Below are 11,856 nucleotides of genomic sequence, written 5' to 3'. Positions count from 1 at the left end.
AGAGAGGCAGAACAGGCGTTTGAAAACCTTGGGGTATTGCGCAGTTCGGGGCTGCGGACGGGGGGATTTCGTGATCGAGGAGGGTGAGGCCGCGTCGTCGGCCGCATTGCACGCGTTCGTGCTCGTGGCGCGATTCTTGGGAGTACCCGCCGATCCCGCGCAGATCGTGCACGAGCACGGCAGTACCGATCGCTTCCGCCTCGAGGACCTAGCGCGTGCCGCCAAGCGGATCGGCATCGTCGCGCGGATCCGGCCGACGCGGCTCGGCGAATTGGGCAAGCGGCCACTGCCGGCGCTGGCCGAAACCGAAACCGGCGACGCGCTTATCCTGCTCAAGATCGACGAAAGCGAAGAGCCGCGCCGCTTCCTCGTCCAGCGCGGCGACGCAGAGCGGCCCGAAATCTGGTCCGAAGCGCAATTCGCCGATCGGTTCAGCGGCCGGCTGCTGCTGATGACCACGCGCGAGGCGATCGCAGGCACCAGCCGACCGTTCGACATCAGCTGGTTCATCCCCGCGCTGGTCAAATACCGCAAGCCGCTGCGCGACGTGTTGATTGCGTCCTTCTTCCTCCAACTGATGGGGCTGGTATCGCCGCTGTTTTTCCAGCTCGTCATCGACAAGGTGCTGGTGCACCAATCGATGTCGACGCTCGACGTGCTGGCGATCGGGCTGGCGGTAGTGCTGACCTGGGAAACTGCGCTGTCGGGGCTGCGCAACTGGTTGTTCGCGCATTCGACCAACCGCGTCGATGCCGAGCTCTCGTCGCGGCTGTTCCGGCATCTGCTCAACCTGCCGCTTTCTTATTTCGAGACTCGGCGCGTCGGCGACAGCGTGGCGCGGGTGCGCGAGCTCGAGCGGATCCGCGAATTCCTCACCTCCAACGCCGTGACGGTGGTGATCGACCTGTTTTTCACGATCGTGTTCTTCGCGGTGATGTATCTCTACAGCCCGATTCTCACGCTGATCGTGGTGCTGTCGATCCCGTTCTACGCTGCGATCTCGATCCTCGTGACCCCGGTGCTGCGCGCGCGGCTCGACGAGAAGTTTCGTCGTGGGGCGGAGAATCAGGCCTTTCTGGTCGAGAGCGTGACCGGGATCGGCACCCTCAAGGCCATGGCGGTCGAACCGCAGATGCGCGCGCGCTGGGAGCGGCAATTCGCGGGCTACACCCAGACCGGCTTCTCGGTGATGACTCTCGCCAATGGCGGCAGCCATGCGATCCAGTTGGTGTCCAAGCTTACCACCGTCGCGATTTTGTATTTCGGTGCCAAACAGGTGATCGGCGGCGAAATGACGGTCGGCGCTCTCGTCGCCTTCAACATGCTTTCGGGGCGGGTGGCGGCCCCGATCCTGCGGTTGTCGCAGCTGTGGCAGGACTTCCAGCAGGTCCGCATCTCGGTCGATCGCCTGGGCGACGTGCTCAATGCCCCTGCCGAGCCGGAGCACAACCCCAATCGCGCCAGCCTTCCCGCGATCCGGGGCGAGGTGCGGTTCGACAATGTCCGCTTCCGCTACCGCCCCGACGCCCCCGAGGCGCTGCGCGGCGTCGACCTCGCCATTGCGCCAGGCGAGATGCTCGGCATCGTCGGCCCGTCAGGATCGGGCAAGTCGACGCTGACCAAGCTGGTCCAAAGGCTCTACGTTCCGGAGCAGGGGCGGGTGCTGGTCGACGGCGTCGATCTCGCATTGGTCGATCCGGCCTGGCTTCGGCGCCAGATCGGCGTGGTGCTGCAGGAGAACATCCTGTTCAACCGTTCGGTCCGCGACAATATCGCGCTGACCGATCCCACACGCCCGATGGAACAAGTGATCGCCGCGGCGCAGATGGCCGGCGCGCACGAGTTCGTCCTCGAGCTTCCGCACGGCTACGACACAATCATCGACGAGCGCGGCGCCAATTTGTCGGGGGGGCAGCGCCAGCGACTGGCGATCGCTCGCGCGCTGATGACCGACCCGCGCATCCTGATCCTCGACGAAGCGACCAGCGCGTTGGATGCCGAGAGCGAGGAGATCATCCAGCGCAACCTCAATGTCATGGCCAAGGGGCGCACGGTGATCATCATCGCGCACCGGCTCTCCGCGGTGCGCCAGTGCGACCGCATCGTCACCGTCGAGGCGGGCGCGATCACCGAGGACGGCAACCACGAAGCCCTGCTCCGCGAAGGCGGTCGCTATGCGCAGCTTTATGCCAAGCAGATGGGAGTGAACGCATGAGCCTCGCCGGCTTGATGCCCAATCTCGCGCATCACTGGCAGGTGCTGCGCACTTCCTGGCGGCTGGAGAGCGAGGCGAAGTCCTCGCGGCAGGCGCGGCTGGACCACGAATTCCTGCCCGCGGCGCTTGAGATCATCGAGAAGCCGCCGAGCCCGGGACTGCGCTGGCTGATGCTGATCCTGTGCACGCTGTTCGCAGCGGCATTGCTCTGGGCCTGCCTCGGCAAGGTCGACACCGTCGCGGTGGCGACCGGCAAGGTGGTACCCTCGGCCAACGTCAAGATCATCCAGCCGATCGAGATCGGCGCGGTGCGCGCAATCCACGTACGCAACGGCCAGCGCGTGCGGCGCGGACAATTGCTCATCGAGCTCGACCCGACCCTCGCCGGCGCGGATGACGCGCAGGCCACGCAAGGCCTGCTGTCGGCGCGGATGACGCAGGCAAGGAACTACGCGCTGCTGCGCTATCTTGCCACCGGGAAGGTCGCCTATGCGGCGCCCCCGGGGCTGCCCGATGCTGTCGCGGAGACCCAGGCACGCTTCGTGCGCACGGCGGTCGCCGAATATGAGGCCGACCGCGCGAGCTTGCAGGAGAGCCGGGCGCAGAGCGCAGCCGACCTCAGCGGTGCCGAGGCCGAGATCGCCAAGCTCAACCAGACCCTGCCGCTGATCGACCAGCAATTGGAAGGCCGCCGCACGCTTAGCGACAAGGGCTATTTCTCGAAGCTCAAGCTGCTCGAATATGAGCAATTGAAGGTCGAGCACATTCAGAACATCGCCGTGCAGCGGAGCGCCGCGGCCAAGGCGCGCGCGGCCATTGCCAATATCGACGCGCAGATTGCCGGACTGCGCGAGAAGTTCGGCAAGAGCGCGTTCGCCGAACTTTCCGAGGCGGAGGACAAGGGCGCGGTCGCCGGGGAGGAGATTCGTAAGACTGCGCGGCGGCGGCAATATCAGGAGCTTCGCTCGCCGGTCGATGGCGTCGTCCAGCAGCTCGCGGTCAACACCGTCGGCGGCGTGGTCCAGCCCGCACAGCCGCTGATGGTCGTGGTTCCCTCCGCCGATGAAGTTGAGGTCGAGGCTCAAATCCTCAACCGCGACATCGGCTTCATCCGCGAAGGCCAGCCGGTTCGGGTCAAACTTGAGGCCTTCCCGTTCACCGATTACGGCCTCATCCAAGGCGAAGTCGCCTCGATCAGCCGCGACGCGATAGAGGATGAGAAACGCGGGCTGATCTACGCCGTCCGCATCCGCCTCAAGCGACGCACTATCGAAGTCGCGGGTCGCGACATGCCGATCGGTCCGGGTCTGGCAGTGCAGGCTGAGATCCGCACCGGTGCGCGGCGGATCATCCAGTATCTCCTGTCTCCGATTGCGCAGACGATCGACGAGGCGGGACGCGAGCGTTAGGCGTCTGCAGGCGGCTCCAGGCCCGCGACTTCATAGCCTGACCGTGTTTGGAAGACCGGACGGCGATCAGGGAACCGCCGCCCGGCCAAGGCCCCGGAAGACGGGATCCTCGGAACCTCCCGACCGATCTACAGTGGGATCAACAACGGAGTGCTAGCGTGGTATTCCGCAATGTTGCGCTACGGGTTCTCCACCGCGAAGCACCGTCACGCTCGGAAGACGGCAAGCAGCCTTTCTATAGCCCAAGCGCCTCCGTCTGCGGCGAACGAATAGTCGGTGATGGAGATGGGCCGCTCGGTTCGGGAGCGGGCCAGATCCCGAAAATGGCAGGGGCGCTCGGATTCGAACCGAGGGCCTTCGGTTTTGGAGACCGACGCTCTAACCAACTGAGCTACGCCCCTGTGCGGTTCGCGCCTTTAACCTCGCGTTGCGGCGCGGGCAAGGGGTCTCACGCAGCGACGCTTCCGCCGATCGCGTGCGTCGCCAGCGCGCGGGCTTCGTGCACGGGCAGCGGGCGGCCGAAATAATAGCCCTGGACCTTCGTGCAGCCGAGCTGCTGGACCATCTGGTGCTCTTCCTCGGTCTCGACGCCCTCGGCGGTCGTCGCCATGCCGAGGCTGTCGGCGAGCGCCACCACCGCGCGGATGATCGCGATCGCTTCCTTGGTGCCCTTGGACGCGCTCTGGACGAAGCTGCGGTCGATCTTGATCGAGCTGAAGCGCGTATGCGCGAGATAGCCGAGCGACGAATAGCCGGTGCCGAAATCGTCGAGGCTGAGGCGAACGCCGAGATCGAGGATCTTCTCCAGCACTTCGATCGCCACCGTGCCTTCGCGCATGAACACGCTTTCGGTCACTTCGAGCTCGAGCCGCTCGGGCGGCAGCCCCGACTGGGCGAGCGCCTGGGCGACGATGCTGACAAAGGCGGGGTTGTGCAATTGCTCGGGGCTGACATTCACTGCGATGCGCACGGGTGCGTCCCAGCGCACCGCTTCGTCGCAGGCGGTGCGCAGCACCCATTCGCCGATCGGCGCGATTAGCCGGGCTTCCTCGGCCAGCGGCACGAACTTGGCGGGCGATACGTTGCCGAACTGCGGATGTGTCCAGCGCAGGAGGGCTTCGAATCCAGTGAGCTGGCCGGTCGCCGCATTGACTACCGGCTGGTAGTTCAGATGCATCTCGCTGTTCTCGACTGCGCTGCGCAGCGCGATCTCGAGCACGCGCCGCTCCTCGGCGGCCATGTGGAGCTGGGGCTCATAGGCGTGGAACACGCCGCCGCCGGCATCCTTGGAGCGATAGAGCGCAAGGTCTGCCGAGCGGATCAGCATCTCGGCGGTGCGCCCGTCGCGCGGGCCGACGGCGAGACCGACCGAGGCGCCGATATAGAGCGTGTGCTGGTCCACCTCATATGGCTGGGAAAGCGCGTTGATGATCGTCTGGGCGAGTTGCTCGGTGCGCTGGGTATCGGTCGCGTCGCGGACCACCACGGCGAACTCGTCGCCGCCGAGCCGCCCGATCATCTCGTTCTCGGTCATCAGCAGCTTGAGACGCTCCGAGACGCGGCCGAGCAAGCGGTCGCCGACCGGATGGCCGAGCGTGTCGTTGACCGCCTTGAAGCGATCGAGATCGATCATCATGAACGCGCAGCGCGAGCCCCATTTGTCGGCATCGGCCATGGCGCGGGCGAGCGTCTCGTTGATCAGCAGGCGGTTGGGGAGCCCGGTCAGCGTGTCGAACCGTGCCATGTGGTTGATCTTGTCGGCCGACTTGCGCGCTTCGGTGACGTCGGAGCCGACGCCGCGGAAGCCGATGAACGCGCCGCGCTCGTCATAACGCGGGCTGGCGGACATTTCCCACCAGCGCTCCTCCTGGCTGACAAAGACCGGGAGCAGCAAGTCGCGGAACGGCTCGCGCGCCTTCAGCCGCTCGGCAAGCTCGCGCAGCTCGGGCGCGAAATTGCCGTCCTCCCAGGTCGGGCCGGCGAGGAGCTGCAGGAAGGGCGTACCGTTGATTGTCTTCGGATCCGCGCCCAGCGAGACCGCGAAGCGCGGATTGGCGCGCGCGACGCGGCGCTGCGCATCGATTTCCCACAGCCAGTCGGATCCCGAATCCTCGAACTCGCGCAGCAGCAGGCTGACCGTCTCGTCGCGCTCGGCCAGCGCCATCTCGTTGGCGCGGATGACGACGAGCGCGCGGCCGCGGCCGAAGGTGGCGATGGCGAGCAAAGCGGTGAACAGGATTGCGGCGGCGGCGAGCACCGGCGGGGCCGACAGCGCCAGCATCGTTGCGACCGCGGTGCCCACGATGGACACGAACGCGATTGTCGCCAGCGGCAATGCCGCCATCGCGACTGCGGAAGCAGTCATGAGCAGCGACAAGACCACCCACATGCCGAGCGCGGCACCGGCATCGGTCGCATGGCCGAAAGCCAGCGGCGGGATCGACCAGATCGCGCCGAGCGAAATCCCGTCGAGCACGGTATCGCGTACATCCTTGAGTGACGCCGTGACTGCACTGCGATGCCGCTTGGAGAGGCGCCGGAAGGCGACGGCGCACCCCACCGCGGCTACCAGCGCGCCCCAGCTGGCCAGCTGCCATAGCGGCACGCGCGGGGCGAGCAACATCGTGACGAGCGACGCGCCGACGACATTCGCCGCAAGCATGAACAGCGCCAGCTGGCTGCCTGCATGCAATTGCGCGGCGCGAATCGGGCCCCAATCGATCGTGTCGGCCGGATCGTACAGGCCGAGCAGTGCGCGCGCGTTGATGCGCGGTCGCGCGAATTGGGAAGTCGTCTGGCTGGTCACCCCCGGGGGATAGCCGAAGGTAGGTTAGCGAGAGGTTAGAGCTACCGCGAAAACGGAGGAATTTCGCGCCGTTCGGCTCCCGTTTCCCACGGCTGGACCGGCCGCTGGCCACCGGTCCGCCTGACCCCATCAGGCGGCGAGAGCGTAGGGCTTGATCTCGCCGTTGAGATAGAGGTTGCGCGCCTTGGCGCGGCTCAATTTGCCCGAACTGGTGCGCGGCAGCGTCCGCGGCGGCACGAGCTCGATCACGCAGTTCATCCCGGTGACCGAACGCACGCGCTCGCGAATCTCGTCGCGCAGCCGGATCCGCTCATTCTCGTCCGAGGTGCGGCACTGGACGAGCACTGCGGGAGTTTCCTCGCCGCCGGGCGTGGTGATCGCGAACGCAGCGATGTCGCCCTGCTTGAAGCCGGGAAGCTGCTCCACCGCCCATTCGATGTCCTGCGGCCAATGGTTGCGGCCATTGACGATGATCATGTCCTTGGCGCGGCCGACGATGTAGATATAGCCTTCGGAGATATATCCCATGTCGCCGGTGTCGAGCCAGCCGTCGGCCATGCAAGCGGCGGTCGATTCCGGATCGCGAAAATAGCCGACCATAACCGAGGGACCGCGGCACCAGACCTTGCCGATCGCCTTTTCGGGAAGCGGCGTGCCGTCTTCCTCGCGGATCTGGACCTCCATGTCCTTCACCGGCTTGCCGCAATTGACGATTGCGCGGAAACGCTGCGGGCGATCGGCGCGGGCGACGTCGCCGCCCGAGAGCTGGGTCTCCTCGACCAGCTCGACGACGATGCCTTCGCCCGGCGGCATGATCGACACTGCCAACGTCGCCTCGGCGAGGCCGTAGCTTGGCAGGAAGGCCGAGGCCTTGAACCCGGCATCGGCGAACGCGTCGACGAACGACTGCATCACGTCCGGGCGGATCATGTCGGCGCCGTTGCCGGCAACCCGCCAGCGCGAAAGATCGAAGCGCTCGCTCGCCTTGGTCTGGCTCGACATGCGCCGCGCGCAGATGTCGTAGCCGAAGGTCGGCGAGTAGGAGAGGGTCGTGCCCTGGTTACGGCTGATCAGGTCGAGCCAGGCGAGCGGGCGCCGCGCGAAATCCTCGGTCTTGAGATAGTCGGTCGAGACCTGGTTGGCGACGACCGACAGGAAGCAGCCAACCAGCCCCATGTCGTGATACCAGGGCAGCCACGAGATGCAGCGGTCACTTTCCTGGATGCGCATGCCATGGCTGTGCGCCGACAGATTGTTGAGCAAGGCGTGGTGTGTGATCGCGACGCCGTGCGGGAAACGCGTCGATCCGCTCGAATATTGTAGGTAGGCGATGTCCGAACCCTTGGCCTCGGGAAGGGTGGTGTTGGGCGCGCTGCGTGCGCCGAACTCGGCCCAATCCACCGCTTGGACATTGGTGATCCGCGCCGCCTCGGCGCACATCGCGCCGATCTCGGGCGGATAGATCAGCATCGACGGGTCGCAGCTCTCGAGCTGGACGCGAAGCTGATCGATATAGGATTGCGCGCCGCCGAAGCTGGTCGGCAGCGGCAGCGGCACCGGCCAGGCGCCAGCATAGACCACGCCGAAGAACAGCGACGCGAACTCGACGCCGGTCTCGGCGATCAGCGCGATGCGGTCCTGGGGCTTGACCCCGGCCGCGATCAGCCGCCGCGCCTGATCGAGCGCGTCCTGGCGCAAGTCCGCAAAGGGGTAAGGCCGCGTCAGGTTGCCGCGGGCATCATGGAAGTTGAGCCCGCGTACGCCCGTAGCCGCATAATCCAGCGCTTCGCCCAAGGTGGCGAAGTCCGCAAGGCGGCGGGGGAGACTGTCGTCGGTCGGGGTAGGGGCGATTTCCGCCTCCATGATACCCTGATGCGATCCCGTTTCGTCCAATACCATTCTCTTATCTCGTGCCCCTGTGAGCTGACAGGCCGTTCTGCCCCGCACCGCATACCAAATGCTAACGGCTCTGCTACGCACTGGCGTTCAAAATCGGTTGCCACTGTGGCACAATCATGGCGCATGACCCAGCCAAGGCGCCCGCCGACCCCCTTGAACTCCGCCGATCTGGAGCGGTTCGCGCTCCGCTACGTCGAACGCTACGCCACCACGCGCGGCCGGCTGGCCGACTATCTCAAGCGCAAGATCCGCGAAAGAGGCTGGGGCGGAGACGCCGCCCCGGACGTGACCGCGCTCGCCCAGCGCATGGCGGATCTGGGCTATGTGGACGATCGCCTGTTCGCCGAATCCAAGGCGAATGCGATGGGCCGGCGCGGGCTCGGCGCGCGCCGCGTCGACCAGGCGTTGCGGCATGCCGGCATCGAGGACGCGGATATCGACGCCGTCTCGCCTGTGGTGGAAGCGAGCACGCTTTCGAGCGCGATCGCCTTCGCCCGGCGCAAGCGCATTGGCGCCTTCGCCCTCAAGGCCGCCGAACGGCCAGAGCGGGAAAAGCAGCTCGCTGCCATGCTCCGCGCCGGCCATCCCCTTGATCTTGCGCGCAAGATCGTCCGCATGCTGCCGGGTGAGGACGTCGCCACGCTTGGCGAGGAATAGCGTCCCCGGCTGGGACCGAACCTTATTAAAGCTTTAAGGGGCACCCCCAACAAAGCAATTCCACATTTAGAATATGCTGTGTTAAATACCGCCCCTTGGGGGACAAGGATAATGCGTGCTGAACAACAGCTTGCGCCCAGCGACGACATGATCGCGCCGCCGGAGGATGGGGATCCGAGGGTGGAGACGGCGTCGGAGGGGCAGGTCTATAACGGGGTCGTCAAGTGGTTCGATGTGACCCGGGGGTTCGGGTTTCTCGTCGCTGACGATGCCGAGGCCGGAGACATATTGATCCATTTCACCGTGCTGCAGGAGCATGGCAGGCGGAGCCTTCCCGAAGGCGCGCGCGTCGAATGCGTGGCGGTGCCGCGGCAGCGCGGGCTGCAGGCCAAGCTGATTCGCTCGATCGACCTGAGCGAGGCGGTCGAGCCGCCGAAGCGCCAAGCCGACCGCGTCGACCGGGTCCGGCTGATCGACGATGCCGGGCCGTTCGAGCCGGTGACCGTCAAATGGTTCAATCGACTCAAAGGCTATGGATTTCTCGTGCGCGAGGCGGATTCGGCCGATATATTCGTCCATATGGAGACGCTGCGCCGCGCCGAGATCGACGAGGTCGAGCCTGGCCAGCCGCTGAGCGCACGCATCGTCGAGGGCGACAAGGGACCGCTGGCAGTGGCGGTCGAGAGGACCGGCTGAGAAAATGATGTTCCGTCGATGGGTTTGCGCGACGCTGGCCACAGCAGCGCTGCTGGTATCGGCGGGACAGGAGCGCGCTGCGGACGCGCGCGGCCCGGCCGGGCAAGGTGCCGCGACCAGGATCCAGGTCACGGTCCAGACCAGGAGCGGACCGAAGCAGTTCAACGTCGAGCTCGCCCGGACGACAGCCGAGCAGGAGCGGGGGCTGATGTTCCGCACCAATCTGCCGGCGGACGGCGGCATGCTGTTCACGCCTTATCCGGCCGAAGGCAAGCCGCGCGTTGCGAGCTTCTGGATGAAGAACACGCCGAGTGCGCTCGACATCCTTTTCATTCGGCCGAACGGGACGATCGCTTCGATCGCGCCAAACGCAGTGCCCTATTCCGAAAAGCCGTTGAAATCGGGCGAACCGGTTGGGGCGGTGCTCGAGATCAACGGCGGCAAGGCAGCCGAACTCGGCATCGCTCCGGGCGACAAGGTGCGATGGACCAGCCCGGACCATTAAACGCTGACCCCGGAATCGCAGATTTGATTGCCTCGATCCGCACCCGGGGCTAATCGGCGCGGATGAGCCTGAATCGCAATCCCTTCACTTGGTGGAACGGCGCCACCTTCGGCACATGGTTCGGCCTGCGCGGCAAGACCAAGGTCGGCGAGGACGCGCTCGGCAATATCTATTGGCAGGGCGGCACCGACCCCAACGGCCTCACCCGCCGCTGGGTGATCTATAATGGTTCGAACGACGCCAGCCGCGTGCCGCCCGAATGGTTCAGCTGGCTGCACCACCAGATCGACGCCGCGCCCGACCAGGCGCTGCCGGCGCCGAAGGTGTGGGAGAAGGCCGCCGAGCCAAACCACACCGGTACCCGACTGGCCTATCGACCGTCCGGCGCACTCGAGGCCGGGGGGCACCGCGCCCGTTCGACCGGCGATTACGAGGCTTGGACTCCCGACGCATGACGCGAGGCGCCGCAACGGCGGCGTTGCTGCTGCTCGGGCTCGGCGCTTGCAAGAGCGGCGGGGAGGCGGTCAACAATACCGCTGACGACCTGGTGATCACAACCGGGGAGGGCAATTCCGCCGGCGGCGCCGAAGTGGTCGCGGTTGGCCCTGACACCAGCGTGCTCAACGCCGCGGCGACGCCGATGAAGGATCGCGAAGCTGTGCTCGGGCTGCTCAACAAGCGCAACGGCGTGGCGCGCGAATTCAAGCTCAAGCCGGGCCAGGCGGCGCGGATCGGCGACGTGATCGTGCGTCTGCGCGCCTGCGACAAGACCGCGCCGTGGGAAGCCGATCAGCTGACCGGCGCGTTTGTCCAGGTCGATGTCGAGCAGGTCGACAAGAGCTGGCGGCGAGTATTCTCGGGCTGGCTCTACAAGGAGCGTCCGGCGCTCAACGTCGTCCAGCACCCAATCTACGACGTCTGGCCCAAGAGCTGCGCGATGACCTTCCGCGACAATGGGCCCGACACGGTTCCGGCGCCGGCGGCAGGCGGCAATTCAGGCGAACGGTCGAGCGCGAAGAAATCGCCGTCGACACAGGGCGCGCCGACCGAGAGTCCCGCCGCTGAATCGCCGAGCGCGGCATCCAGCAACGCGACGTAATCGTCGCGCGGGAGTTCGACTGCGCCGAGCGTGGCGAGATGTTCGGTCTGAAACTGGCAGTCGAGTAGCGCGAAGCCGCCCGCCTTGAGCCGCGCGACCAGATAGGCGAAGGCGACCTTCGACGCGTCGCGCACCCGCGTGACCATCGACTCTCCGAAAAATGCGCGGCCCAATGCGAGCCCGTAGAGCCCGCCGGCGAGCCGATCGCCGTCCCAGCATTCGATCGAATGCGCGAAGCCGCGGCGATGGAGTTCGACGAACACACGCTCGATCGGTCCGTTGATCCAGGTGTCCGGCCGGTCGCGCGCGGATTGGGCGCAGAGCGCGATGACCTGTTCGAACGCCGTGTCCGCAGTGACTCGAAAGCGCTCGGCACGCACAGTCTTGCGCAGCGAGCGCGACAAGTGAAAGGCGTCGAGCGGCAGGATGCCGCGCAATTTGGGTTCCACCCAATAGACGCTCGATGCCGTCCGATGATCGGCCATGGGAAACACGCCCATGGCATAGGCACGCAGCACCAGATCGGGGTCGAGGTCCAGCTGGGGCGCGAGCGGATGGCTCATGCCCTGC

Annotated in this window: 9 protein-coding genes, 1 tRNA gene and 1 pseudogene; 7 read left to right on the top strand and 4 right to left on the bottom strand. The window is 66.1% G+C overall.

Annotation, left to right across the window (positions count from 1 at the left end; genetic code table 11):
- Positions 1 to 70: 70 nt before the first annotated feature.
- Positions 71 to 2,215, top strand: a complete 2,145-nt coding sequence (locus AC3WJI_RS09395) for a type I secretion system permease/ATPase (protein ID WP_492756994.1) — start codon at positions 71 to 73, stop codon at positions 2,213 to 2,215.
- Positions 2,212 to 3,624, top strand: a complete 1,413-nt coding sequence (locus AC3WJI_RS09390; protein ID WP_492756993.1) for an HlyD family type I secretion periplasmic adaptor subunit — start codon at positions 2,212 to 2,214, stop codon at positions 3,622 to 3,624. The genes AC3WJI_RS09395 and AC3WJI_RS09390 overlap by 4 nt, the downstream gene beginning before the upstream one ends.
- A 324-nt stretch (positions 3,625 to 3,948) precedes the next feature.
- On the opposite strand, the gene AC3WJI_RS09385 is transcribed toward AC3WJI_RS09390, so the two are convergent.
- From AC3WJI_RS09385 to AC3WJI_RS09375, 3 genes are all read right to left on the bottom strand, one after another.
- A tRNA-Trp gene (locus AC3WJI_RS09385) sits at positions 3,949 to 4,025 on the bottom strand.
- Between the two features lie 47 nt (positions 4,026 to 4,072).
- Positions 4,073 to 6,430, bottom strand: a complete 2,358-nt coding sequence (locus AC3WJI_RS09380) for a putative bifunctional diguanylate cyclase/phosphodiesterase (protein ID WP_492756992.1) — start codon at positions 6,428 to 6,430, stop codon at positions 4,073 to 4,075.
- A 129-nt stretch (positions 6,431 to 6,559) separates the two neighbouring features.
- Positions 6,560 to 8,329 carry a fatty acyl-AMP ligase gene (locus tag AC3WJI_RS09375; RefSeq protein ID WP_492756991.1) on the bottom strand — a complete coding sequence of 590 codons (1,770 nt, stop codon included), beginning with the start codon at positions 8,327 to 8,329 and terminating at the stop codon, positions 6,560 to 6,562.
- Positions 8,330 to 8,482: 153 nt separating this feature from the next.
- On the opposite strand from AC3WJI_RS09375, the gene AC3WJI_RS09370 reads away from it, so the two are divergent.
- The 5 genes and pseudogenes from AC3WJI_RS09370 to AC3WJI_RS09350 form a co-directional block, all read left to right on the top strand.
- Positions 8,483 to 8,986 (top strand): regulatory protein RecX, encoded by a 504-nt coding sequence (locus tag AC3WJI_RS09370; protein ID WP_492756990.1) that lies wholly within the window; start codon positions 8,483 to 8,485, stop codon positions 8,984 to 8,986.
- A 147-nt stretch (positions 8,987 to 9,133) separates the two neighbouring features.
- The gene (locus AC3WJI_RS09365; RefSeq protein ID WP_492757021.1) at positions 9,134 to 9,682 is read left to right on the top strand and encodes a cold-shock protein; all 549 of its coding nucleotides are present in this window, start codon (positions 9,134 to 9,136) and stop codon (positions 9,680 to 9,682) included.
- A gap of 7 nt (positions 9,683 to 9,689) precedes the next feature.
- The gene (locus tag AC3WJI_RS09360) at positions 9,690 to 10,187 is read left to right on the top strand and encodes a DUF192 domain-containing protein (RefSeq protein WP_492756989.1); all 498 of its coding nucleotides are present in this window, start codon (positions 9,690 to 9,692) and stop codon (positions 10,185 to 10,187) included.
- A 62-nt stretch (positions 10,188 to 10,249) separates the two neighbouring features.
- Complete coding sequence (locus AC3WJI_RS09355) at positions 10,250 to 10,642, top strand: NADH:ubiquinone oxidoreductase subunit NDUFA12 (RefSeq protein ID WP_492756988.1); 393 nt, start codon at positions 10,250 to 10,252, stop codon at positions 10,640 to 10,642.
- A pseudogene (locus AC3WJI_RS09350) lies at positions 10,639 to 11,061 on the top strand (DUF2155 domain-containing protein); the annotation flags it as partial. The gene AC3WJI_RS09355 and the pseudogene AC3WJI_RS09350, both read left to right, overlap by 4 nt.
- A gap of 35 nt (positions 11,062 to 11,096) precedes the next feature.
- On the opposite strand, the gene aat reads toward AC3WJI_RS09350, so the two are convergent.
- Positions 11,097 to 11,849 carry a leucyl/phenylalanyl-tRNA--protein transferase gene (gene aat, locus AC3WJI_RS09345; protein ID WP_492756987.1) on the bottom strand — a complete coding sequence of 251 codons (753 nt, stop codon included), beginning with the start codon at positions 11,847 to 11,849 and terminating at the stop codon, positions 11,097 to 11,099.
- Positions 11,850 to 11,856 lie beyond the last annotated feature (7 nt).

It is taken from the genome of Sphingomonas sp. FW306-1B-B10E, from assembly GCF_058782005.1.
Note: the sequence above shows the minus strand (reverse complement) of the source record. Positions and strands in the feature narration are given on the sequence as shown.

Excerpts from the sequence above, each read along its gene's own strand:
- AC3WJI_RS09355 (WP_492756988.1), top strand. The coding sequence starts at position 10,250 with ATGAGCCTGAATCGCAATCCCTTCACTTGGTGGAACGGCGCCACCTTC.
- aat (WP_492756987.1), bottom strand. The coding sequence starts at position 11,849 with ATGAGCCATCCGCTCGCGCCCCAGCTGGACCTCGACCCCGATCTGGTG.
- AC3WJI_RS09360 (WP_492756989.1), top strand. The coding sequence starts at position 9,690 with ATGTTCCGTCGATGGGTTTGCGCGACGCTGGCCACAGCAGCGCTGCTG.
- AC3WJI_RS09390 (WP_492756993.1), top strand. The coding sequence starts at position 2,212 with ATGAGCCTCGCCGGCTTGATGCCCAATCTCGCGCATCACTGGCAGGTG.
- AC3WJI_RS09365 (WP_492757021.1), top strand. The coding sequence starts at position 9,134 with ATGATCGCGCCGCCGGAGGATGGGGATCCGAGGGTGGAGACGGCGTCG.
- AC3WJI_RS09375 (WP_492756991.1), bottom strand. The coding sequence starts at position 8,329 with ATGGTATTGGACGAAACGGGATCGCATCAGGGTATCATGGAGGCGGAA.